Raw genomic sequence first — 22,559 nt, forward strand, 5'->3', positions numbered from 1 at the left:
GACTGGTCCCTTGAAATTCTGGACTGATCATTCCACATCTACGCCATGAGCAAAGAAATCCTTCCAATTGCCGACATCAAGTCGCCCGCAGGCCCGGGTAGGCCTCGTGCCTTTGACGAAGCCGATGCTTTGGAAAAAGCCTTGTGCGTATTTTGGCACAAGGGCTACGAGGCCGCGTCGGTGGACGATCTGACCAAGGCCATGGGTTTGAGCCGTTCCAGCTTTTATGGAACCTTCGGAAACAAGCAGGCATTGTTTCGCAAAGCCCTCAGCCACTATTCAAGACGTGGTTTGAAAGCTTTGCGCGACGTCGCGGACGCGGGCGGAGATGACCCCGTCGGCGCGATAATGGAAGCCTTGGCGAATCCGCAAGGAGGTCGTGACGGCTGCATGCTGATCAACTGCCTTACCGAGCTTGCCCCGCATGATGATGAAGTGGCCGATCTCGGGCGCCAACATTTGGAGAGCATTGACAAAATTATTGCGGAAGCGCTTGAGCCTTCAGATCCGGGTCTGGCGCTCGACAGGGCGCGCGCCTATGCCTCCCTTGCCATTGGCACGCTAGCCTTGCGTAAGGCGGGCGTTCCCGCTGAGCAGATATCGCAAACCCTGAAACAAGCCCGGTTGGTGATTTCGCCATAAGGTCTCCCGCCGCCATAACGAAATGAAACCTAACACAAACTCAAACAAGAGACAGTGAGCACAATATTGGACTAGTTGGTCCAATAATATCTGAACGAAGTTTACCAAAGAAGGAAGCAGCAATGGCTGATGAAAAACTGTTCTCGGGCATCAAAGCTGGTGCAATCGAGCTGAAGAACCGAATTGTCATGGCGCCACTGACCCGTAACCGGGCAAGAGCTGAGGATGACAGTGTCCATGAATTGCAGGCCGAGTACTACGCGCAGAGGGCATCTGCTGGTCTGATCATCACGGAAGCATCGCAAATCTCGCCCCAGGGCAAAGGCTATGCCTGGACGCCCGGCATTTATTCCAAATCGCAAGTCGACGGCTGGAAAAAAGTGACTGACGCCGTCCATGCCAAGGATGGGAAGATCGTAATCCAACTTTGGCATGTGGGCCGGATTTCGCATACCAGCTTGCAGCAGGACGGCGGCGCCCCTGTAGCGCCATCCGCAATCGGCGCAAAGGCCAAGACCTTTGATGGCGAGCAGTTTGTTGAAACATCGGAACCGCGGGCTCTGGCCATCGAAGAAATTGCAGGCATTGTCGCCGACTACCGGAAGGCCGCGGAAAACGCCATGAAAGCCGGATTTGACGGTGTCGAGGTCCATGCCGCCAATGGATATCTGATCGATCAGTTCCTGCGCGACGAGTCCAACAAGCGTGAAGACGAATACGGAGGTCCAGTTGAGAATAGAGCGCGATTCTTGAAAGAAGTCATGGACGCCGTTGTCGACGTGTGGGGTGCCGACCGCGTCGGTGTCCGCCTCAGCCCGTTCTCGAACGCCAACAACATTTCCGACAGCGACCCGCAGGCGACGTTCTCGCATGCGATCAAATTGCTGAATGGCTATGGGTTGGCCTATCTCCATCTCGTAGAAGGGCAGACCGGCGGCCCGCGCGATATTCCGGAAGGTGGTAACCTGAAGGCGCTCTATGAATTGTTTGACGGAGTGAAAATGGGCAACAACGCTTATGACCGAGACATGGCGATTGAAGCGGTTGAGACCGGCGCCGTCGATCTGGTGGCCTTTGGTCGGCCGTTTATTTCCAACCCGGATCTTGTCAACCGGCTGGAGAAAGACGCCGCGCTGAATGAGCTCGATCCAACCACTCTCTACGGCGGCAATGAAAAAGGGTACACCGATTATCCGGCACTGGAAGAGGAAGCGGTCGCCGCAGAGTGATACATCGCTCGTAACCCCTTAGCGACGGGCTATACCAAGCAAAGTGAGCGCGCCGGGTTGGACGCGCTCACCCGGCAACTACGGAGATCTCTATTCTTAAGGCGAGGGCCTGTCACAAACCTGCAAATGAACTGCTGCCATATGATCAGGGTTGAATGTATCCAATCAGGATGCATCCTTGATTGAGGGGCGCCCGGTTTTAGTTGAGGAAGATGTGCGGTGACTACAATCAATTGAACGCGTTTCTCGAGCCGCGCATTGTCGCAAGTAAATCGTGCAAAATAGTTCAGTCTTATGGCGTAGTCTTGGCCGTTACGGCCCCTTGCGTTGCTGAATCCCGCAAAAGTCCTCCTTAGGAACCTTGGGTTCTATGCAGCCTTTATTGCTTGGACTTTCGCAAATGTCTCCGATGCGCAGAAAGCGGGCTGTGCAGAGCCGTCCGGATTCGCCAATTCTTGCAATCTGCAATGGCGTTCAACGCTGTAAAGCCTTCGGACCAAGACCAATCATTCGAGTTCAACGTCGCATTGTACCTCTGAATGTGACATCAAGAATTGACCCTAGAACACTTTGCATCGGCTGCGATACGATTTGTTTGATCAGTATCTAGTCAGAGTATCAAGTATCGCTTGCCGCGTTGCGTCATCATTGTGGAAGATCCTGCCGGCGAGAAACTCCGATGGAAACTCAGGCCACGTTTTGCGCATTTCGGTGACCAGTCGTTGTGCTTCTTGCGAATGTCCCAGCTGATCGTGCGCAACGGCCTGGAATAGGAGCGACGGAGCACTTACGGGCGCACCGGCAGCGGGCGCGCCTTGAAATGCTTCGACAACCTTTTTGTAATTCCCGAGCATAAGCTGCGATACACCCCAAATATTACGTGCGCCAAAGCGGCCCGATCCTGACCTTAGTCTTTCGGGATTGCTAACCTCGGCAGCAAGTTCCGGTGCGTTAGCCAGGATGGCTGTGATGCCGACAAGATCCAGGATATGACCATCATTCGGAGCAAGTTCGACGGACATTCTTGCATATTTCTTAGCCTCGACTGGATTATTTTGGGCAGCCAATACCCAACCATTTGCGCCGTTTGCCCAGGCATCTGTCGGAGACAGATCAAGCGCCCTTCCCGACATCTCCGAAGCCTTGCTGATGAGGTCATCTCTTTGCGCTGTGTCCGGGGCCAAAATAGCCAAAGTCGCCAGAACTTGTGCCGATCCGGCGTAGCCATCGGAAAGTGCCGGGTCCAACTCTGTGGCATGCTGGAACATTCCCAATGCTATTTGCTGTCGTTTGACATCGAAAACAGGAAAAAACATGCCTCTGGCTTGATCCGCAAGGTTAGCCGCCTGAAGTCTCGTCAAGGACTGCTCACCAAGCGCTGCTCTTTCAGCCTGCCCTAGGGATTGGGTTGGGGGCAAAACCACATTGCTATCTTGAGCCAGCCAAAAGCCAATTCCAGCAATCAGTACAAGGCCACCCAGTCCAAACGGCAGCATTTTTTTCAAACGCGGATGTTCTGCAAGCACATCGCTACTCGGTACCTCTGAGGCGTCGTATGCTGTCGTATTTTTTTGCGAAAACCGTGGCTTGTATCCACCCGGATCAACAAAAATGCGAACTCCTTTGCCGTTCCATTGATCTTCGTAAAACTCATGAAGCAGTCGACGCAGCCGTCTGGCTTCAACGCGAACGAGATTTCGGCCACCGGTGCCATCAATACTTCGACCGTAAACTTCGACTGCGATTGCTTTGCCACGGATTTGGGCGCCGCGACCAGCGAGAGTTTCTTCGACCACGTAAGTAATAAATTGCTGGAGTCGCGGCGAAGCCTGGAACGCGACGCTTGAAACAACGCTCTGAAGTGCCTGTCGGACAAGCTCCGGCGATGGCGGTGCAATATCTGGATCTATCGGCAATTCATTAGCTTGGTTCAAAGCAAACTCACCCCCAACTCACGGTGACTCACTTGGCCTGCATCGTCAACCGCACTCATCTTGATCTGAGAATAGATAGTGGGAACCATGGATAATCCAGTGACTTGGGAACTGAGTGACGAGCTTCCAGAGCTTTCCGATGCGCTCTCAGGGTTTAACGAAACGGATGCGTTGCTCAGCGAGGCAATCGAAGACCTGAAGAAAGTATCGGCACTGTTGGATGACACATCAATACCAGCCCCAGAGCGCGCGGAATGGACCCACATCAAATCTGAGCTGATCAACGAGCTTCGCCGGATGGTGAAGCGAAACCTTCGCAACACTTCTAACTGAGGACTGGTCCATGACTAAGGAAGACAATGGGAAAGACCTGGACAACAAACAGGGGCAACCAACAGAGCAAATCGAAGACCCGTCGCGGAGGAGTGTTCTAAAGGGCTTGGCCACTGGAGCGGCTGCGACAGGGGCAGCAGGGTTTGCGGCAGGAAGTGCCGAGGCCCACGAAGGAGACGGCCCCCTGGGAGAAACACTCAAGAACCCATATGGCGGTCGACCCGCAGGCGGCATATCATTGCCAGAGTACTTCCGCCCGACGAAGTACATGACCGGTTCAAACGCGAACTATTTTCCATTGAGTGAGGAGTTGGGGCCAGATGAGATGCGAATCTCATTCTGTGGCTCAACACCATATCCGCCGCGCGAAGATCAGGCGGGTACTTGTATCATGGTGGAGTTGGGGAATGGAAAACGGTTCTTCTTCGATTTTGGATCCGGTTGTGTCCGCAACATCATTGCCATGCAAGTACCGGGGCAACTGATCAACGACATCTTCATCTCTCACCTGCATGTCGACCACTATGCCGACATTCCGTATATTTACCCGTTTCGTGCCTGGTCGGGTGGCTACACACCGCTGCGCATTCACGGTCCCTCTGGTCGGACACCCGAACTTGGGACAGCCGGAATGGTCAAAGGCATGCAACAGATGCTCAAATGGCATCTGGAGGCCTTTGATGTGTTCCCGATTGGGGACGGCTACGAGATCGAAGTCAACGAATTCGATTTCCGTCAGGAAGGCGGCATCGTTTATGACGAAGATGGCGTGACTGTTCGGTCCTGGCCACGAAGCCACGCCAAGGACGGTGCGGTTGGCTATCGGCTCGATTGGAACGGGCTGAGCTTTGTATGGACCGGCGATGGTCGCCCGGATGAGCTTTCACGTAAATACGGCGAAGGTGTTGATGTCTTTGTAACCGAAATGTCGGGACAGGATATTGGTCAGCTGATGACCTACAAATATGGTATCCCACAGGATCTCTTTAACTACACTATCGATACGCATCACACCTCCCACTATGCCGTGGGTAAGCTCTTTGCTGACACAAGGCCGCGTTTGGGAATGGTGACACACTATACCCAGGACGAAGACATCGACGCTGAAATGCTGGCTGGTATTCGCGCTCATTACGACGGTCTGTTCCAATGGGGTCTCGATGTAGCCGTTGTGAACGTGACCAAGGATGCAATTTGGTACAGGAAAGCTGCACTGCCCGGAAAATCCGGTACCGTTCCGCCATTCCGGGAACTGGCTGCGGCAGCTGAGGCCGGACGTATTGAGCTTCCGGATGAAATCACACTACCGAACCCGAGGCTCACCCGAGCAGATCAGCAAGACCAGAAGTACAGAGATATGGAGATTGATCCACGCGAGTACTACCCAACTGACGTTTTCCGAGCACCCGGCGGGGACTGGCCGCAGGACTTTACCATCAAAGTTTCGGATGTAATCGGCACGCGTGATGAAGACTGAGAGGAGATCGAACGATGATTGAATTTGGTTCGACTTCTGCGATCCCCGTGACGATCCTTACCGGCTTTCTAGGAGCCGGTAAGACAACACTTTTGAACCGCATCCTGACAGGCAATCACGGGTTGCGGGTTGCGGTTCTGGTAAATGACTTTGGATCCATCAATGTCGATGCCGATCTTGTAGTCGGCCTCGAAGATGATGTGATGAGCTTGGCTAATGGTTGCGTTTGTTGCTCGATACGAGATGACCTGATCGAAACGGTGGAAGCCGTACTTGCCCGGCCTGAGAAGCCGGAATACATCGTCCTTGAGGCAAGTGGTGTGTCGGACCCGTCGTCAATCGCGATGACATTTACCGATCAGAAGTTTCGGGACATGATCCGCTTGGACAGCCTAATGTGTCTTGTCGATGCGGAACAGCTATTTGCTGCGCCGGAACAAATGGAACTGAAGCTCCGTCAAATCGCGTTCTCGGACATGGTTATTTTGAACAAAGTCGATCTCGTCGACAGGGCAGCTGTTCAGAAGGTGCACGATTGGCTTGGGTCTCGCTTCCGTCGATATCGCCTGGTCGAAGCTGTCAATGCCGACGTCCCACTGGATATACTTCTTTCCGTTGGTCGCTTTGCCGCCGAACAGCTCGAAACAACAATACCCGATCATCACGAACATGGACCAGATTGTGGTTGTGACCACTCTGATCACTCGGACAGTTTCTCAACAACCATGATGAAAGCTGAACGCCCGATAAGCCTATCTTCTCTCCGGAACGCAATTCGGAAGCTTCCAGGCGATGTCTATCGCCTCAAGGGTTTTGTTTTTAGCGAGGAGGACCCGGATCATCGCATTCTCGTTCAGGTCGTTGGAAAACGTATGGACATCGCAAGGGATGGGGTATGGGGCCACCGAAAACGCGAAACAAGGCTTGTTGCAATAGGTGCACCGGGTGCCCTGTCAGAATACGAGCTTTCCGATGCGTTGTTGGCGACCGCATAGCGGCAAGTTCGACCAAACTTGCTTGCGTGTGATTCTTAAATTCCAACTCGTAACCGCTCGAAAACCCGCAGCGCCAACGACCAAATAAGGAGAAACACCTGATTGCCGATACAGAATAGGGAATTGGTTCAAGCGATCACATGGCCCAAACCTGCCACTGCGTTTGTATTATCGGGCAAGGTTGCTTGCGCGCAGGACGCCTCAGATCCAGAACTTGAAGATGCGGCCCCAGTACCCGGATTGCCGAGTACAGCCGGAGGACAAGATGCCGAGTTGTTTTCTGCTTTCCACGGGCCCGAGGCGTTACCTCGGGTCGCAAATCTCCTTTTCTGGGGTTCTAGGGGCAAAGACAGGATGCCTATATTTTTTCAACCGAGGAAAATCTGGAAGCCATGCAGCGGGTGACGTCAGTGTTTTGACAAAGTCAGGCGAGGTCGGAACAAAGCACTGCGCGTCAGTGTTGCCCGCCAATGTTCCCGGTGAATTGCGTGCGGAGCTTCTTATCAGGGACTTTGGGAGCGATTCCGACGATCCACCCGTGGCAGTCGAAGTTATTGGCCACCTGCATTTCATCGAGGCCGCACTTGATCTCCGAGGCGCGATTGTAGCCGCAACTTCGAAAGCAATTATTGGCTGAACCACGATAGGCAAAAGGTGTAATCTGATCCAAGACACCCGCCGAGGCGTATTTATCAAGTACCTCTTAATCAGGAGAAAAGAATGCTTCCACCCGGCATTATCGCTGCGACCCTTGGGTTTTTCGCAGCCACATCGCTTCAAGCTGGTGTTCAAATTCGCTTCGTAGAGGGCGCACCAAAGGATCGTTTTGTTCTGACAAATGTCGGAACTTGCGACGTCGTAGCCTCGACCGTCAAAATTGACTTGTCGCAATCTGCCGGACGTTTGATTTTCGACGTTACCGAAAAAGGCGCGGGCGTGGAGGTTTTTCAACCTCTCGAATTCGTTGAAGGTGCTGACGCACTGCGTCAGCTTCCTTCGGTCGTGGACGGGCAAAATACAATTGAACTTGAGATCGCCTCCCTCGGGGCAGGGGAACAACTCGCTTTTACCATCGATGTAGATGACACCATTGGGCAACGCGAAATCACTGTTTCTGGGTCGGAGATCGAGGGCGCCATGGTGTCATATACTGCCTCGGATGAGACCAATACTGCGACCTTCTCTTCCGAAGCGTTCGTCAACGTGATGACCAAGGATTGCTGAGAACTGCCCGGCAATGTCGAACTGGTTGATCCGCATAGCATTTCTTGCGCTCATGCTCGGAGGCGGCATCCTGATCGGGATACTAACCGCACCCGGTGATTGGTATGCGCAACTTTCTAAACCTGCTTTCAATCCACCAAATTGGATTTTTGGCCCGGTTTGGACGGCGCTTTATGTTTTGATCGCGATGGCGGGCTGGCGCCAGTTCGAAGCAGACCGGAGCTCGGCCGCCATGAAGTTGTGGTGGGCGCAGATGGGGCTGAACTTTTTGTGGTCACCAACCTTTTTCGTACTGCAAATGCCGTGGGTTGCCTTTGTGGTCATTGTTGCGTTGCTGGCTGTCATCTTCGTGTTCATCGCTCGGGTGAGGAACTCGGATCCAGTCTCCGCGCTGGCCTTCCTGCCGTATTGTGCATGGGTCGCATTTGCCACGGCGCTTAATCTTTCCATTGCGATACTGAATTGAGACGGAACAACATGCGTGCCAACTTCTTTGGGCTTTTTTCGGGGCTTGTTATGCTCGGATCTACAATGGCACAGGCTGATGAAAACCTTGCTGAGGACTTTTCCAAGTCTCCGGAGACGCGTTGGGACTATGTTGCGGACACAGTCATGGGAGGCGTCTCTTCAGGGCAAGTGCAGTTTCGTTTGGAAGGTGATGTCGCATTCGCGCGTCTGACCGGAACCGTCAGTACAAAAAACAACGGCGGCTTCATCCAGTTCCGACACAAGGTGCCTGATCGGCCCGATGTTGGCGTATCGGGCGTAAGGCTGTTGGTCCGGGGTAACGGCGAGCAATAATTTGTTCACCTCAGGACACGTGGCACCGTGCTTCCTTGGCAATACTATCAGGCCGAGTTTCCAACTTCAGAAGACTGGACCGAAGTCTCTTTGCCTTTGTCAGACTTCAAAGCTTCAGGTGCCATGTTGCGCGCTATTCCCGTCGCTGACGAAATCACCTCGGTTGGAGTTGTAGCCTATGGGCGTGATCACGAGGCCCGTGTGGATGTCAGCGAGATTGGGTTTTACTGAAGGTCGCCCGGGCGATGGCCCAAAATACGTCTGGGCATCCCCATTTCGGTGTAGCCGCGCCCCCCAAAAAGGGCGACACGCCATCAGATTATTTGTCAAAAAGACCTAAAGCTGCGACCCAATTGGCAAAATACTCAGGAAACCGGAAACTATGTGATCCCAGGCTGATCCTGTCGGCTCGGATTCGTATTCAAGGACGTTGCCATCATCATCTCTTGTCGTCCATTTAAGCTGGCCAGCTTGCTCGAGTGTGACGTGATATGTGTATGCGGGCAGCGCGTCGTCCAAGGCACCCATCGTCTGTGCAGTCATTGCTGGCGAGTCAATCAGAATTCCCATCTCGGTGTTGATGTTGACAGACCGGGGGTCCCAGTTGAACGACCCTACGAACAAGTATCGGTCATCAACCGCAAATGCCTTGGAGTGTAGGCCTGATCGCGATTGAGCCCAGTTAATCCCGCGGCGTTGAACTTGATAAGCGTCGGGTCGCAGTTCGTAAAGTTCTACTCCACCGCGTAAAAGTGCTCGGCGTTTTTTAGCGTAGTGTGCGTAAACGGGTGCGACGTCGTTAGATGCAAGTGAATTGGTTACGACCTTTACGTCGACCCCGCGCTTCTCGAGTTCGGTCAACCATTTCACACCGTTGTTGCGCGGCACAAAATAGGCGGACACGATATTCACCTCACTGCGGGCATTCTCAAAATACGGAAGCAATTGAGATGCCAGAACGGGGTCTGAACTATCCAGACCCGCCGCTTTTGAAGGCGGATCAGCATATAGTTTCGCAGGCAGCCAATCCAGTGACAGGGCTCCATCTGCGAAGTTCTCTTGTGCTGACTTTCTGAGGGCGGCGCCGTACTGCGTTTGCTTCGCTTCTTCGACCAGTTCCTTCAACCTGCCTCGCGCATCGCTAAGGTCAAATTCTTCGGGTTCCCCAACGACCGCACGCGCCGGAACGGCGAACTCGCTGTTCCAGTAAGAGTCAAAGCTACGCGACACCTCGCGCACAACGGGGCCTGCGGCCAGCACATCCAGATCAGCGTAGTTCATTTCTTCCCGGGCCAGAAAGTACTCGGCACCGATGTTCCTTCCACCCACAATCGTGAACACATTGTCTGCCGTCATGGACTTGTTGTGCATTCTTCGATTGATGCGTTTGAAATCTGTGATACCTGCAATCAAAAGGCTCTGATCTCGCCAAAATGGATTGAATAGCCTGATCTCAATATTTTTGTGATTGTCCAACGCGGCCGTCATCGCGTCATAGCTGGACGTGTCCATGTCATCCAGCAACAATCGGACACGAACACCCCGATCTGCTGCCTGCAAAAGACTGGCTGCAAAAAGGTGACCTGTTGGGTCATCGTGCAGAAGGTAGTATTGCGCGTCTATCGTTCGCTCGGCAGCAGCCGCCAACAGCAGCCGTGAAACAAGCGCTTCTTCTCCATCACTGATCAGCTTGATGCCTGACCGACCGTCTTTGGGGTCCCCTAGGCGATCGGCCGCCTGGCCCAGAGCCGTGCCCGAATTCGCCGGCAGCGCAGCCGATGCTGTCTTTTCATATGTACGGGATTTTGGAGCGCAAGCGACAAGAAACAGCGCGCAACAAAACCCAATCACGAACTTCCATTGCGCCATAGGTTTCCTCCAACCGTATGCCCTAGGTGACTACGCCGGACCATGCGATGGCAAGTTTGTTCTATGACGCCTGAGGTTGTTTCGTTTGTAAGTGTTGATTTCGCATACCAGCAATGGCGGAATTGTCAGTCTGATGCTGGGCGACGGTTTGATGGCTCTTTTTGGAGTTCCGCAGCCGCCGCCGAACTTGGCGCAAAGCTCAGCGTAGGAAGGGCACGAAATGCATAACACGATTGAGATGTAAGTTCACGAACGGCGCTCAGAAGGGAAAAGTAACCTGAAAATCAGCATCGGAATAGCGACTGGCGAAGTCGTCGCAGGCTATGCCGGTACGGATAATTGGGCGACGTATACTTGTATCGGATCGACCGTAAACCTTGCTGCTTACCTTGGGACAGAGACGCAGAAAACCGGAAGCCTTTAATTGATTGATCAAGAAGTCTTCGATCTGTCGGTGGCGGCATATGTGTTGGACACATTTGGTGGAACCATGATCAAGGGTTTCTCCGATCCATTCGGCATCCATGCGCTATGACCAATCGAGCGACCTCAAAAAATGGCTGAAATACTTGAAGTATTCGACGCAGTTTATGAGGGCTTAGAGCGTAAAGCAGAACAGTCAGTAAGCTCGGACTATCGGTCAGGGGCGTACCAAATTGGCGAAGTGTATGCGCGTTCCTGCGCTGTCAATGGGACATTGTCTGGCATTTGTATTCCAAACTTAACGGCATCATACGCCGTCCAGCGGGGTGTCGGAATTTCAATCACTCGGGCGTAGTAAAACGCGCTTTCTAACGGATCAAAGTCGGGATCCTGCCACACGGTTCCCAACTCAGAAGCACCTATCGTGTTGGTCCACGAGGGGATTGAAAGGTTAACTGTGGTGCCTATGGATGGCAGCTTACCAGCGGCATCTGGTTCGCGGGAACCGGACCAGGCCACATCGTAGACTTTTTCCCGTTGCTCTCCATCTGCATCTAACCAACCCTTTATGATCTGGATTCGATCCAAGTTTGCTCCTATCGGATCACGAAGCGCGTATACCAGAAAAGTAGGAGAGCCTTCCCCAGGGCCAAGATCGCCACCCATCGGCACACCTTTGGTGTATCCCACAAGCGCCAAGTCCCGCCGCAAGGCATCCTCTTCGGTAAAAGTATATCCACCGAACATACGGACGCGCATTCGGGGACCTGTTGTTGCGTAAGTTTCACGCCGATGCATCGCATCCCAGATGGCTGTGCGGGAATTCTCCTCGGCCCATACTGCTGTCAGACCGCCGGTAATATATTGCGACGACCGCAGCGCAACAGTCCCGTCAGCATACGTCTTGCTGACATGTTGGCTCCGTTCTTCGCTGGGCTCGTAGCCGGTAAATTTTCCGAAGAAATTGTCGTTGTCAGGGGCGGTCAAACCTGTGTGCGTGTCACTGGCCCCACCCAAACCAAACTTGAAAGGGTTCACCCCAAGAATTTTTTGAAGCGACAGGCCGCGAAGCAACCCGGATCGGGCATATTCGCCGGGCAACATATCCGCCTCTTTTCGAACCGAAGCATCAAGGTTACCGAAGTCCCACGTTTCGAAGTCAGCAAATTCATCATCAGGTGAAAGGAGCGGGTGGGCCTCACCGTCCCCCTTTATCTGGGTTGGTTCATATAGCCTTTCCCATTTGTTTCGCGCTTCTGCATATGCGGGATCCAACGGCACCCCGTCTGCGAAATCGTCAACGAGCGGGAACATCCAGCCGTTCGATAAGTTTCCATTGTGCGGAATAGCAAGCACACGCCCGCCAGTTGTTTGCTCATAGTTTTCCAACCACTTCCAAAGCTCACGAGGGTTTGGTGAGCCTACCGGGGGCGTCGTTGTATAAGGCAGTATCTGCCTTGTGAGCTCAGGGCCGTCGCGAAATATCACATTTCGGTGCAAATTGTTCCCTGCAACCAGAGATGTCCATTCATAGGCTATTAAGGTGCTGAACACGCCTGGGTCATTGTACTCCTCCGCGGCATCAATAATGTCGTCCCAAACACGGGCGTAAGCGGGATTGCCGGGTTGATAGTTCAGCGCAGGGGAAACCTGTCCTTGAGCAAATGCCGCGGTAAGCTCAAGCGCAGCTGCCAAGGCGGCTTCCCCACCTTTGTTGAATTCCTCGTGGAAATATCTGCCTTGCTCATCCGCCAGGATGTTGGGTGCACCCCCAATGATGTCGGTGATTGCTCCCATCGCATCCGAATGGTCTGTAATCATGAAGAAATCGAGAGGTATCGAAAGTTTTACTGGTTGACCCGTGTTAGAGATTACCTCTTCGCCACGCGCAAACCGATAAGCATCTCGCGGCATCAGGCGTGTCCCGCCGCCGCCAGCGTCCCCGGAAAGTCCGGTATGAACGTGGGTGTCTCCAAAATAGACTTGAGTTGGATACGCACGCTCAGCGTAAGGTGAATAAGGGCGACCAGAAGGTCCAGAAAGCCCAGACGGGTTTATTGCATCCTGAGCATGGATTGGGTTCCCCAAAATGAGAGCGACGGGCAAAACATAGCGAAACAACTTTTCCTCCATAATTGTAGGCATCATAACACAACTCCGGTACGGAGTATTTCCGGCCGAGAATAAATGTCTTCTACACTTGAGGAGTAGACCCTCGGTGAACTTCACCAAATGGCTGCAACGAGCCGGGCGCAGCAAATTATCCCGTGGTCCTAGCGATTTAATGAATTTTCGAAGAGCCGTCCAAGTGGCTCAAAGGCTGTTGAGCCGATGCTTCTCGAGTATCCCACAAAGCATAGTCTTGGCTTGGAGCCTGTGTTCTCGATGGCGTTCGCGCGCCACATCCGGACGACCTTCACTTATCGCTTGGAAAACAACACGATGATCCTCATTGGATTTGACTGGTAGCGGCCTGATAAACAGTGTCGTTGCGCGTGCGCGACGAACTTGGTCGCTCATCATGGCCACAATCGCTTCGACCCGTTTGTTGCCACCTAAACGCACGAGTTCCTGATGAAACAGCTCATCGGCCTCGGCCCAGGCTTCAAGGTCTTCGGCTTCGATGGCTTGGTCCATCTTTGCAATTGATCCGGCGAGTACCGCCAATTCATCTTCCGAGTAACCCGCTTCGGCGGCGCGCTGTGCTGCGAGACTCTCGAGTTCCGTCAGTATGTCGTAAATTTCACGCATATCGTCTGATGAAACAGGCAGTATCCGCACACCCTTGCGGGGCCGCATTTCCAGCAACCCCTTACTTTCCAACATCAGCGCAGCTTCTCGTATCGGGGTGCGGGACATGCCAAGGGTTTCGGCGAGTTCCGACTCCAGATGGTCAGTTCCGGCAGCAAGTTCGCCGGATAGGATCATCCGCCGCAAATCCCTTACAGCGCGTTGTGTATTGGAAAGAGTTTTTGCGTCCTGATCCTTCACGGCGTCTCCAGGTTGATCTTTCGTCCCTCCGCAGCCGAGAGATAGATTTCCTCTTCTATGCGGATCACATCCAAATATTCTCGGGCCGTGTTTTCCAACAGCGTGCCCCGTAGAAGGCCCGAAATGACGTGACTTTGCAAGGCGTGGACGCAGTCTCCTCCAAATCCATCGTGATCGCTCGGAGGTAGAATCTGCTGTCGCTTCTGTTTTCCAAAAGCGCGCAGTTCAACTGAACCGTCGCCGTTAAGAACCAGCGATCCTTTCGTTCCTTCAATAAGCGCTTCGCCCATGGTTTGGCGCAGGTTTTCGGCACTGTGATCAAGGCACCTGTTCCCGTCGAACAGAGCTTTCAAGCCGTTGGGGTGATCAAACAAGATGTAACCTGCGTCCTCGCCTGCGATGACGGGGTTCACTCGACGCAGGTCGGCATAAACCGCGCTGGGCGCCCCGAACAAAAAACGGAACGTGTCTACCCAGTGAACCGCTGTTTCATGAACGAGGAAACGCGGCATGTCCTGAAAGTAGGGCTGCCGGTCCAGATAGGCGCGTGGTCCCTGTCCGTCACCGGGCCGAAGCCGGAAAGTCGCTTGTAGAGGCGTTCCAATTCGACCTTCAGCCATCGCTTCCTTGATTGCGCGGTACCAAGGCTGGAAGCGAAAGTTCTCGTGTACGACAATAGTTGTGCCAACCTCATCTGCTTCGGAAACAACCTCCTCCGCTTCACCCAGAGACAAACAGAATGGCTTTTGGCAGATCAGCCACTTGATACCAAACCGCAGTGCCGTGCGGATGGCCTCGGCCTGCGCCACAGGTGGAAGGATGATGTCCACGAGATCCGGTTCTTCTGCCTCCAACATTTTCGACAGATCATCATAAGCCGCCAGCCCAGTTTCCCTCGCTTTTTTGATATCACGGTTGCAGGATGCAACTGGAACAGCGCCAGGCATTCTTGACCAGCTTTCGTAGTGGAACTTGCTGAAGTATCCCGCACCTACACACGCGACCCGAACGGCTTCTTTAGTACTCATGCCGGCAATGCTTCCAATACCGCTGAGGCCGCTTCCTGAGTTCCAGCTTTGCCGCCCAAGTCTCGCGTCAGGTTTTGACCGTTCGCCACCACCTTTTCCACGGCCTCGCGCAATCGAGCGCCGTCGCTGGACAGTTCCGGGTGATCATGGATCAAACCCAGCCATTCAAGCATCATTACCGCGGACAGGAACATTGCAAAAGGGTTGGCAATACCCTGTCCCGCAATGTCCGGAGCGGAGCCGTGGCAGGGTTGGAACACGGCGTGGTTCAATCCGATATCTGCTGAAGGAGCCAGTCCAAGACCGCCCATAAGACCTGCACCAAGGTCAGAGAGGATATCTCCGAACATATTCTCAGTTACCAAAACATCGAATTCCCAAGGCTTCTGGACCATCCAGAGGGCGGTCGCATCAACATAAGCATGGTCTGCTTGTAAATCGGGATGGCGTGCGGCCTCGGCGACAAAGATTGATCTGAAGAATGCAAAGGCGCGGAATACATTGGCTTTGTCGACACAGGTGACCCGTCCTTGGCCGCGACCGGATGCTTTCCGGTTTTTAGCGAGGTCAAACGCGAAGCGGAATAGTTTTTCGGATACCTCTCGGGTGATCACAAGGGTTTCACGCGCCTCATCTTCCGTGACTTCGCCCGTTCCTTGGGTGAAGAACAACCCTTCGGTGCTTTCACGAATCAAAACAAAGTCGATCTCCTTTCCGGGAGGCAGCGCCAAGGGGGTCATTTGTCCGCTGCTTACCTTTACCGGACGCACGCCGGCAAAAAGGCCAAGCTGCTTTCGCAGGTCTATCTGAGGAGAAATCTCGGTTCCGTCAGGATATCGAACATCCGGTAAACCCATTGCTGACAGCAGAATCGCGTCGGCCTTGCGTGCAATTTCGAGTGATTCTGTTGGGAAAGATTCTCCAGTTTTGGCGTAGTGGCCTGCGCCTGCTGGTGCGTCTGTAAACGCCAGCTCGTAGGTCGGATTGCCGCGCGAGAGATGGCGCAAAATTTCAAGCGTAGGCGCCATAATTTCCGGGCCGATCCCGTCCCCGTGGAAAACCGCGATATCGTAAGTCTTTTTCATTTTGGCCCGCTTCCTTCCCGTTTTGCATTCATAGCGCGATAGCAGCTTCCACTACAGCCCGTTGACAATGCATTCTTTAATGTATACGCAAATAAATGCAACAATAAACGCGAAGTTGTTTTGGGAGGACTTGGAAATGAAACTAAAGCTAGGGCGGTTAGCGGCCGCAGCCGTGATGGCGACCGGGATCGCAGGGGCAACTGCCGCGCAGGATTATCCCTATCGTGATATCACCACAGCTGTGGTCTGGGGGGCCGGTGGTGGCACGGACACGATCAACCGAATGATCATGGCCGAGATGGAAAAACACCTTCCGGTTTCGATCAATGTGATCAATCAAACAGGTGGGGTCGCAGGCTCCAACGGCATGGTCTACGTCATGAACCAACCAGACGATGGCTACACGTTGGTTGGTCTGTCTGAATCGAATGTCACGGCCGCTGTGCAGGGGGGGTGGGACAAGAAATTTGATTTTTGGTATCCGTTTATTGTCGGCGGATCGCCTGATCTGATCTCGGTTCCAGCGGACAGCCCTTACAATACGCTGGAAGAACTGGTCGACGCTGCCAAAGCTGCTCCGGGTACTATTCCAGCAGCGGCTTCCGGTGCAGGTTCGATCCACCACTTGAACCTTCTGGCCATCGAAAAAGGGTCCGGTGCAGAATTCAAATTTGTTCCATACAAAGGCTCAGCACCCGGGCAGGAAGCGGCGATAGCGGGTGAAGTTGCGTTGGTTGTGACTTCACTGGCTGAACAGGCCCCATTGATCGAGGGTGGCCAATTGAAACCGCTTGCGATGTTGACGCCCGAAGATGCGCAGATTGCGGGCACAACAGTGCCATCTGCCTTTGGCATCTATGACGGGCTCGACCAGTATCTGCCGCTCAAACAAGCCATCGGGTTTGCAGTTCACAGTTCAGCCGGAGATGACGTAAAGGCCGCACTTGGTGATGCCTTCGAGCAGGCGATTGCGTCCGACACCGTCGCTGAATGGGCTGCGGCAAACAAATACGATGTCGGCGGTCAGCACGGCGAAGAAGCTCAAGAATTGTTTGCGAATCTTGAGGCTACCTTTGCCTATACCTTGCAGGACCTAGGTGCCGCCACTGTCGATCCGGCCTCGCTGGGTATCGAAAAGCCCTAATCCGATCAATTTTGAAAGGGCGCGTTCGATCGCGCCCTTTCCTGAAGGAGGCAGGCCATGGACAAACCTGACGAAACACTGATCCTGCGGACGCGCGATTTTTGGGCAGCGATTGCTCTTATCACAGTGTCCCTCTTTTTCCTTTGGAAGACATTGGACATTCCACTTTGGGGTGAAAACCGCGCCGGTGTAAGTGGATCTGATTGGTACAACTCGGCTGCAATTGTACCGTTATTCATCTTCGGCGGGTTACTTGTCCTTTCCTTCGTTTTGCTGGCTATTTCGGTCCGTTCGGGCGGAGCTCAAAACGCGTTCAGTGCCTTGGGGATTGGATGGGATAAGTGCGAAGCCTACCGTGCTTCGACAATAGGCCTGATCCTTCTTGCATATGTCGTCGGACTGGTTCCCAGAGTGGACTTCATTTTGTGCTCTGGGTTGCTGATCACGGCTTTGACTTACGGCTATTACGGGGGTCATGCGCGGCGTGCTTTGGTGGCCTGTGTCGCAGTTGTCGCTGCCGGTTTGTTTGCGTTCGCCGTGTTTCCCGCGCAGGCGGATTGGAATGAACACGGTGATGATTGGTTTACATTGGCCGTTTGGGTCACGCTTACACTTGTGGTGTTGTCCAAAGCGGTTACTGAACGCGTTTTGCGGTTCGTTCCAGTGGTGGCGATACTTGCCCCGCTCATCCTTGTAAGCGCGATGGCCTTTGTTTTCCGGCAGAACGTGCCCGCGCGCGGCGGACTGATCTTCAAGCAAATCGAATACCACTATTACGTGACGCTTCGTCCGCTTTGGAAAGACTGACCGGATGGACTTTATCCTTTCGCAACTCGCTGGATTTGGGGCCGCTTTCGTGGGCCTGGCAGTGGACCCGCTGACCTATCTGTACTTGGTCGCATCCGTATTCCTGGGCATCGCATTTGGAGCATTGCCCGGACTTACGGCAACCCTGGCCGTGACGATCTTGACGGGCTTCTTCGGTAACAAAATCCCGCTCGACTATTCGCTCATTGCCTTGCTCGGGGCCTATGTCGGCGCGATTTACGGTGGTTCTTACCCTTCAATCCTGCTGAATATACCGGGCACGGCAGCCAGCGCTGCGACGGCCATGGATGGCTACCCTCTGGCCAAAGCGGGTCGAGGGGGCGAAGCACTAGGGCTGACCACAACAGCCAGTTTCATTGGCACGGTTATCGGAACCATCACGCTTTTGATTTTTGTCTGGGCGCTGCTTTTGGTTTCAAAGAACATCGCAAGCCCAGAGAAAGCATTGTTGGCCCTGTTCGGCATTCTGCTTTCTGGCACTTTGATGAGCGAAGACCTGGTGATTAAGGGATGGATCGCGGGTTTGATTGGGCTTGCGATGTCCATGGTGGGGCTCGATCCTCTGTTGTCTGAGCCGCGCTATACTTTCGGCTGGTCGTACCTGATGAGCGGATTTCAGGTCGTGCCAGTTTTGATGGGGGCCTTTGCCATTCCCCAAATCATTGACGGTTTGAGGCACGTTGAGGCCGGGAAAGTTCTGGAACTGAAAGGCCGTATTCTTCCAAACCTTCGATCTATTCGACGCTACCTGCCCACCATTGGCCGGTCAGGAGTGATTGGGACTGGGGTAGGAGCACTTCCCGGCGTCGGCGAAGATGTCGCCGGGTGGGTTAGCTACGGTGTCGGTAAGACCGTATCTGCTGAGGGCGACAAGTTTGGAAAAGGGTCATTGGAAGGTCTGCTGTGCTCTGAGACTGCAAACAACGCCTGTATTGGTGGTGCGCTAATCCCGCTCTTAGTGTTGGGTATCCCCGGTTCGCCACCCGCCGCGGCTTTGATGGGGGCGTTCAAGATCAACAACGTGATCCCAGGACCCACGATAGACCCCGAGATCATTCTGCGCGTGGTTGCAATTTTAGTGCTGGCGTCACTGACGATGTTCCTTATGGGGCTTTTCACCGCTCGTGTATTCATCAAAATACTTGCCATCCCGCAGACCATCTTCTTGCCCGTCGTTATGGTTCTGACAACAATTGGGTCTTTCAGCGTTGGTGGCGGCATCAATGATCTCTACCTTATGCTTGGTGTGGGTGCCGTTGCCTATTTCATGAACCTGATGAAATACCCAATCGCGCCGTTGGTTATCGGCGTTATTCTGGGCGGCCTGTTTGACGAAACCTTCCGCCGGTCGCTGTTCTTGTCGGACGGGGATCTTTCGGTCTTCTTTTCTCGACCCGGTGCGACCATTCTGCTGCTGCTCAACATTGGTTTGATCCTCAGCCAACTGCCTGTCGCAAAGCGCGCTTTCTCACGCCTAAAAGGAATTTCTGTCTGATGTTTGCGGTTACTGTCACCTTCACTCTCAAGCCCGGTACGAGAGACACCTTTTTACCGCTGATGGTCGAAAACGCTTCAACCTCTTTGCGTGAAGAACCCGGATGCCATCAGTTTGACGTTTGCCTCGGTGACGATCCCGAGACAGTGTTCCTCTACGAGGTTTATGAGGACGCTGCCGCGTTCGGCGTTCACCTCGAAAGCCCGCATTTCAAGTCCTTCGATGCTGCGGTGACTGATATGATAGAAGCCAAAGCTGTTCACCAGTATTCCGAGGTCATCCGATGAACGATTGGGAAATCCACGCCGTCAAATATGCAGATCGCAATGCCCGCACTCGGCGCGATAGCTTCATCTTGGATGACAATCACGACGCGCCTCATGCGATGGATTATTTCGTTTGGGTGCTCAAACGTGGCGACAAAGTCATTCTGGTCGATACTGGTTACGATAGCGGCGAGGCCACTGCCCGGGGTCGTCCCATCGCGATGGACCCTCGCGAGGCTTTGCGGCCCTTAGGTATTTCGCCCGAAGCGGTGACCGATGTCATCGTGACCCATCTTCATTATGACCACGCGGGGGGGCTGCATATGTTCCCTAACGCGAAGTTGCATATGCAATCGGCGGAAATGGCCTTCGCCACGGGCCCCTGTATGTGCCACGATCATCTGCGTGCGCCTTTCTCGGCGGGCCATATTTGCGAGGTCGTAAAGCGTCTCTATTCAGGCCACGTCATATTCTACGACGGAGAAGCCGAGATAGCTGATGGGGTCACGGTGCACTGCATCGGGGGGCATTCGCGCGGGTTGCAATGCGTTCGGGTAAGGACGTCAGGCGGGTGGATGGTTCTGGCCTCGGACGCCTCGCATTACTATGAGAATTTCATGGCGCGCAAAGCTTTTCCCATCGTCGTCGACCTGCAGGACATGATGGATGGTTTCGAGACGCTCGAGAGGTTGGCTTCGCATCCTCGACTCATAGTGCCCGGCCATGATCCACTTGTGCGCGAGGTTTATCCCATCGGAGCAGCACCGCATATCCATAGGTTGGATCCAGGGCCGACGAGGGACATCAAATTATGAAGATCGGCGTCATAGCGGACGACTTCACTGGTGCGAGTGATATTGCGAACACCTTGGCAAAGGGCGTTGAGCCGGAAGGTGGGTTACGAACGGCTCAGTTTACAGGCATTCCAACTACCCCGGCGGACGAGGCGATCGAAGCGGGTGTGATCTCTCTCAAAAGCCGCACTGCACCCGTCGATGAAGCCATTGCAGATAGCGTGCGCGCCCTGCGCTGGCTCGCGGATCAAGGATGCGGTCAGTTCATTTTCAAGTATTGCTCGACCTTCGATTCCACGTTGGCGGGAAACATCGGCCCCGTTGCGGAAGCGTTGGCCAATGAACTGAGTGCGCAAAAGGTGGTTTTCTGTCCGGCCTTTCCCACCACGGGGCGTACCGTCTATCAGGGACATCTTTTTGTGCACGGCAAGCTGTTGCACGAGTCTGGGATGGAAAATCACCCTCTTACTCCGATGACGGATGCAAACATCCGGCGATGGTTGCAGCGTCAGACCGAAGAAGCGGTCGGGTTGGTGCCCATTGACGCCGTGAAGCAAGGATCCGAGGCGATTGCTGCTGCTTTGCAGAACGCCGACGAACGATTTGTGATTGGCGATGCGATTTCGGATGAAGATTTGTTGGTCTGGGGCGAAACTCTAAAGGATGCCAAGCTCATTACTGGGGGATCGGGCATAGCACTGGGGTTACCAAGAAACTTCTTGAGAGGGGCTTCACCCAATAGTGCTGGAAGTGTGCTCCCTGGTATCACGGGGCCCGAGGCGATCCTTGCGGGGTCTTGTTCAGGCGCTACTCGTGAGCAGATCGATGTTCATGCGAGTTCCCATCCGACCTTCGCAATTGATGTTCCGGGCGTCATGTGCGGAGATGTGACCACGCAAACGCTTTTGGAATTCTTTGAAACGCACTTGGGTCAGGCGCCGCTCGCATATTCGTCGGGAAACCCGGAAGATGTGCGCGCGATCCAAAACCAATTTGGTCAGGAAGAAGTAGCGGAAAAGCTGGACAATCTCTTTGCAGATACCGCGCGAGAACTTGTCCTGACAGGGTACAAGCGATTGGTGGTGGCAGGAGGGGAGACGTCGGGCGCTGTCGCCAAGGCTGTGTCTGCGGCACTGGGGTCTCCTGCCATGTCGGTTGGGCCAGAGATTGACCCGGGCGTGCCGGTCCTGAGCGTTGGAAAAACCGAACCCATCGCGCTGGCGTTGAAGTCTGGAAACTTTGGCGCTCCGAACTTCTTTTTGAAGGCTCTCAGAATGATGGAGGCAGGCACATGAAATCTGAAGAATTGGTATTGCGGCAGCAGATGTCGGAGTTATGTGCCTCGCTGTTTGAGCGTGGATTTTCCGTCGGCACTGCGGGCAATGTCTCCGCACGTCTACACGACGGTATCCTGATGACGCCAACCAACTCAACTTTAGGAGATATCTACCCCGAGCGCATCGCCAAGATTGACTTGGATGGAAACCACGTCTCTGGCGACAAGCCGACCAAAGAGGTTTTTCTGCATCAGGCCTTTTATGAGACTCGACCAGAAGCGGGCGCGGTGGTTCATTTGCACTCGACCTGGGCCACCGCCCTGTCGTGTCTGGAAGACACCAATCCAGATGATTGTATTCCTCCGCTGACGCCGTACGTGGTGATGCGCGTCGGCACGGTCAAACTTGTTCCATACGTCAAGCCGGGTGATCCGAAATCTGGTGACCTGATCCGCGAACTGAGCGGTAAATACAGTGCTGTACTGTTGGCCAACCACGGACCCGTCGTCTCGGGAAAGGATCTTTTCTCAGCGGTCTGTGCAGCAGAAGAGTTGGAAGAAACGGCCAAGTTGCTCGTGGCACTGCGGGGTATGCCAACCCGAACGTTGGATGCAGAACAAGTCGCAGAACTCAAAGAGACATTCGGAGGGAACTAATCCAACGCAAAATACTGACTGTGCAGACTTTTGGGCAAACCGTGCAGGGCTATGGGCGTTAAACTTGA

The 22,559-nt window shown here is 53.9% G+C and carries 22 protein-coding genes and 1 pseudogene; 17 read left to right on the forward strand and 6 right to left on the reverse strand.

What is annotated here, in order from left to right:
- Positions 1 to 45 precede the first annotated feature (45 nt).
- Both ACR0A2_RS16140 and ACR0A2_RS16145 read left to right on the forward strand, forming a co-directional pair.
- A complete protein-coding gene (locus tag ACR0A2_RS16140) occupies positions 46 to 642 on the forward strand; it encodes a TetR/AcrR family transcriptional regulator (protein ID WP_171230307.1) in 597 nt (198 codons plus the stop codon).
- 122 nt (positions 643 to 764) lie between these two features.
- A complete protein-coding gene (locus tag ACR0A2_RS16145; protein ID WP_480836080.1) occupies positions 765 to 1,871 on the forward strand; it encodes an alkene reductase in 1,107 nt (368 codons plus the stop codon).
- Positions 1,872 to 2,470: 599 nt separating this feature from the next.
- Here ACR0A2_RS16145 and ACR0A2_RS16150 read toward each other — a convergent pair.
- Complete coding sequence (locus tag ACR0A2_RS16150; protein ID WP_480836082.1) at positions 2,471 to 3,805, reverse strand: tetratricopeptide repeat protein; 1,335 nt, start codon at positions 3,803 to 3,805, stop codon at positions 2,471 to 2,473.
- 87 nt (positions 3,806 to 3,892) lie between these two features.
- Here ACR0A2_RS16150 and ACR0A2_RS16155 point away from each other — a divergent pair, with 87 nt between their 5' ends.
- From ACR0A2_RS16155 to ACR0A2_RS16185, 7 genes are all read left to right on the forward strand, one after another.
- Positions 3,893 to 4,138, forward strand: a complete 246-nt coding sequence (locus ACR0A2_RS16155; protein WP_480836084.1) for a hypothetical protein — start codon at positions 3,893 to 3,895, stop codon at positions 4,136 to 4,138.
- A gap of 10 nt (positions 4,139 to 4,148) precedes the next feature.
- Positions 4,149 to 5,615: a guanitoxin biosynthesis MBL fold metallo-hydrolase GntH gene (gene gntH, locus ACR0A2_RS16160; RefSeq protein WP_480836086.1), complete on the forward strand. Its 1,467-nt coding sequence runs from the start codon at positions 4,149 to 4,151 to the stop codon at positions 5,613 to 5,615.
- Between the two features lie 14 nt (positions 5,616 to 5,629).
- Positions 5,630 to 6,610 carry a CobW family GTP-binding protein gene (locus tag ACR0A2_RS16165; protein WP_480836088.1) on the forward strand — a complete coding sequence of 327 codons (981 nt, stop codon included), beginning with the start codon at positions 5,630 to 5,632 and terminating at the stop codon, positions 6,608 to 6,610.
- 882 nt (positions 6,611 to 7,492) lie between these two features.
- On the forward strand, positions 7,493 to 7,834 hold the full coding sequence (locus tag ACR0A2_RS16170; protein WP_480836090.1) for an aggregation factor core: 342 nt from the start codon (positions 7,493 to 7,495) through the stop codon (positions 7,832 to 7,834).
- Between the two features lie 13 nt (positions 7,835 to 7,847).
- Positions 7,848 to 8,300 (forward strand): TspO/MBR family protein, encoded by a 453-nt coding sequence (locus ACR0A2_RS16175; protein ID WP_171171727.1) that lies wholly within the window; start codon positions 7,848 to 7,850, stop codon positions 8,298 to 8,300.
- Positions 8,301 to 8,350: 50 nt separating this feature from the next.
- Entirely contained in the window at positions 8,351 to 8,635 is a 285-nt protein-coding gene (locus tag ACR0A2_RS16180) for a CIA30 family protein (protein ID WP_480836092.1), read from the forward strand.
- Positions 8,636 to 8,662: 27 nt separating this feature from the next.
- Positions 8,663 to 8,866 carry a hypothetical protein gene (locus tag ACR0A2_RS16185; RefSeq protein WP_480836094.1) on the forward strand — a complete coding sequence of 68 codons (204 nt, stop codon included), beginning with the start codon at positions 8,663 to 8,665 and terminating at the stop codon, positions 8,864 to 8,866.
- A 105-nt stretch (positions 8,867 to 8,971) separates the two neighbouring features.
- Here ACR0A2_RS16185 and ACR0A2_RS16190 read toward each other — a convergent pair whose 3' ends face one another.
- On the reverse strand, positions 8,972 to 10,504 hold the full coding sequence (locus ACR0A2_RS16190) for a phospholipase D family protein (RefSeq protein WP_480836096.1): 1,533 nt from the start codon (positions 10,502 to 10,504) through the stop codon (positions 8,972 to 8,974).
- Positions 10,505 to 10,775: 271 nt separating this feature from the next.
- Here ACR0A2_RS16190 and ACR0A2_RS16195 point away from each other — a divergent pair.
- Positions 10,776 to 10,928: pseudogene (locus tag ACR0A2_RS16195) on the forward strand (adenylate/guanylate cyclase domain-containing protein); the annotation flags it as partial.
- A 209-nt stretch (positions 10,929 to 11,137) separates the two neighbouring features.
- Here the strand turns inward: ACR0A2_RS16195 and ACR0A2_RS16200 are convergent.
- The 4 genes from ACR0A2_RS16200 to ACR0A2_RS16215 form a co-directional block, all read right to left on the reverse strand.
- The gene (locus tag ACR0A2_RS16200) at positions 11,138 to 13,072 is read right to left on the reverse strand and encodes a DUF3604 domain-containing protein (RefSeq protein ID WP_480836098.1); all 1,935 of its coding nucleotides are present in this window, start codon (positions 13,070 to 13,072) and stop codon (positions 11,138 to 11,140) included.
- Between the two features lie 168 nt (positions 13,073 to 13,240).
- Complete coding sequence (locus ACR0A2_RS16205) at positions 13,241 to 13,918, reverse strand: GntR family transcriptional regulator (RefSeq protein ID WP_171641878.1); 678 nt, start codon at positions 13,916 to 13,918, stop codon at positions 13,241 to 13,243.
- Positions 13,915 to 14,946: a Gfo/Idh/MocA family protein gene (locus tag ACR0A2_RS16210; protein ID WP_480836100.1), complete on the reverse strand. Its 1,032-nt coding sequence runs from the start codon at positions 14,944 to 14,946 to the stop codon at positions 13,915 to 13,917. The genes ACR0A2_RS16205 and ACR0A2_RS16210 overlap by 4 nt, the downstream gene beginning before the upstream one ends.
- On the reverse strand, positions 14,943 to 16,031 hold the full coding sequence (locus tag ACR0A2_RS16215; RefSeq protein ID WP_480836102.1) for an isocitrate/isopropylmalate dehydrogenase family protein: 1,089 nt from the start codon (positions 16,029 to 16,031) through the stop codon (positions 14,943 to 14,945). Before ACR0A2_RS16215 ends, ACR0A2_RS16210 begins: the two co-directional genes overlap by 4 nt.
- 136 nt (positions 16,032 to 16,167) lie before the next feature.
- Here ACR0A2_RS16215 and ACR0A2_RS16220 point away from each other — a divergent pair, with 136 nt between their 5' ends.
- The 7 genes from ACR0A2_RS16220 to otnC are packed head-to-tail and all read left to right on the forward strand — an operon-like array spanning position 16,168 to position 22,491.
- Positions 16,168 to 17,175 carry a Bug family tripartite tricarboxylate transporter substrate binding protein gene (locus ACR0A2_RS16220; protein WP_171364195.1) on the forward strand — a complete coding sequence of 336 codons (1,008 nt, stop codon included), beginning with the start codon at positions 16,168 to 16,170 and terminating at the stop codon, positions 17,173 to 17,175.
- Between the two features lie 57 nt (positions 17,176 to 17,232).
- Positions 17,233 to 17,982, forward strand: coding sequence for a hypothetical protein (locus ACR0A2_RS16225; protein WP_480836105.1), 750 nt, complete (start codon positions 17,233 to 17,235; stop codon positions 17,980 to 17,982).
- A gap of 4 nt (positions 17,983 to 17,986) precedes the next feature.
- Positions 17,987 to 19,498, forward strand: coding sequence for a tripartite tricarboxylate transporter permease (locus ACR0A2_RS16230; protein WP_480836107.1), 1,512 nt, complete (start codon positions 17,987 to 17,989; stop codon positions 19,496 to 19,498).
- Positions 19,498 to 19,785, forward strand: coding sequence for a putative quinol monooxygenase (locus tag ACR0A2_RS16235; RefSeq protein WP_480836109.1), 288 nt, complete (start codon positions 19,498 to 19,500; stop codon positions 19,783 to 19,785). The genes ACR0A2_RS16230 and ACR0A2_RS16235 overlap by 1 nt, the downstream gene beginning before the upstream one ends.
- A complete protein-coding gene (locus ACR0A2_RS16240) occupies positions 19,782 to 20,579 on the forward strand; it encodes an N-acyl homoserine lactonase family protein (RefSeq protein ID WP_152456633.1) in 798 nt (265 codons plus the stop codon). The genes ACR0A2_RS16235 and ACR0A2_RS16240 overlap by 4 nt, the downstream gene beginning before the upstream one ends.
- On the forward strand, positions 20,576 to 21,853 hold the full coding sequence (otnK, locus tag ACR0A2_RS16245; protein WP_171233614.1) for a 3-oxo-tetronate kinase: 1,278 nt from the start codon (positions 20,576 to 20,578) through the stop codon (positions 21,851 to 21,853). Before ACR0A2_RS16240 ends, otnK begins: the two co-directional genes overlap by 4 nt.
- Positions 21,850 to 22,491 carry a 3-oxo-tetronate 4-phosphate decarboxylase gene (gene otnC / locus ACR0A2_RS16250; protein ID WP_171233613.1) on the forward strand — a complete coding sequence of 214 codons (642 nt, stop codon included), beginning with the start codon at positions 21,850 to 21,852 and terminating at the stop codon, positions 22,489 to 22,491. The genes otnK and otnC overlap by 4 nt, the downstream gene beginning before the upstream one ends.
- Positions 22,492 to 22,559 lie beyond the last annotated feature (68 nt).

This window comes from Ruegeria sp. H8, from assembly GCF_056532905.1.

Excerpts from the sequence above, each read along its gene's own strand:
- ACR0A2_RS16140 (WP_171230307.1), top strand. The coding sequence starts at position 46 with ATGAGCAAAGAAATCCTTCCAATTGCCGACATCAAGTCGCCCGCAGGC.
- ACR0A2_RS16145 (WP_480836080.1), top strand. The coding sequence starts at position 765 with ATGGCTGATGAAAAACTGTTCTCGGGCATCAAAGCTGGTGCAATCGAG.
- ACR0A2_RS16155 (WP_480836084.1), top strand. The coding sequence starts at position 3,893 with ATGGATAATCCAGTGACTTGGGAACTGAGTGACGAGCTTCCAGAGCTT.
- gntH (WP_480836086.1), top strand. The coding sequence starts at position 4,149 with ATGACTAAGGAAGACAATGGGAAAGACCTGGACAACAAACAGGGGCAA.
- ACR0A2_RS16165 (WP_480836088.1), top strand. The coding sequence starts at position 5,630 with ATGATTGAATTTGGTTCGACTTCTGCGATCCCCGTGACGATCCTTACC.
- ACR0A2_RS16175 (WP_171171727.1), top strand. The coding sequence starts at position 7,848 with ATGTCGAACTGGTTGATCCGCATAGCATTTCTTGCGCTCATGCTCGGA.
- ACR0A2_RS16180 (WP_480836092.1), top strand. The coding sequence starts at position 8,351 with ATGCTCGGATCTACAATGGCACAGGCTGATGAAAACCTTGCTGAGGAC.
- ACR0A2_RS16190 (WP_480836096.1), bottom strand. The coding sequence starts at position 10,504 with ATGGCGCAATGGAAGTTCGTGATTGGGTTTTGTTGCGCGCTGTTTCTT.
- ACR0A2_RS16200 (WP_480836098.1), bottom strand. The coding sequence starts at position 13,072 with ATGCCTACAATTATGGAGGAAAAGTTGTTTCGCTATGTTTTGCCCGTC.
- ACR0A2_RS16210 (WP_480836100.1), bottom strand. The coding sequence starts at position 14,946 with ATGAGTACTAAAGAAGCCGTTCGGGTCGCGTGTGTAGGTGCGGGATAC.
- ACR0A2_RS16215 (WP_480836102.1), bottom strand. The coding sequence starts at position 16,031 with ATGAAAAAGACTTACGATATCGCGGTTTTCCACGGGGACGGGATCGGC.
- ACR0A2_RS16220 (WP_171364195.1), top strand. The coding sequence starts at position 16,168 with ATGAAACTAAAGCTAGGGCGGTTAGCGGCCGCAGCCGTGATGGCGACC.
- ACR0A2_RS16225 (WP_480836105.1), top strand. The coding sequence starts at position 17,233 with ATGGACAAACCTGACGAAACACTGATCCTGCGGACGCGCGATTTTTGG.
- ACR0A2_RS16230 (WP_480836107.1), top strand. The coding sequence starts at position 17,987 with ATGGACTTTATCCTTTCGCAACTCGCTGGATTTGGGGCCGCTTTCGTG.
- ACR0A2_RS16235 (WP_480836109.1), top strand. The coding sequence starts at position 19,498 with ATGTTTGCGGTTACTGTCACCTTCACTCTCAAGCCCGGTACGAGAGAC.
- ACR0A2_RS16240 (WP_152456633.1), top strand. The coding sequence starts at position 19,782 with ATGAACGATTGGGAAATCCACGCCGTCAAATATGCAGATCGCAATGCC.
- otnK (WP_171233614.1), top strand. The coding sequence starts at position 20,576 with ATGAAGATCGGCGTCATAGCGGACGACTTCACTGGTGCGAGTGATATT.
- otnC (WP_171233613.1), top strand. The coding sequence starts at position 21,850 with ATGAAATCTGAAGAATTGGTATTGCGGCAGCAGATGTCGGAGTTATGT.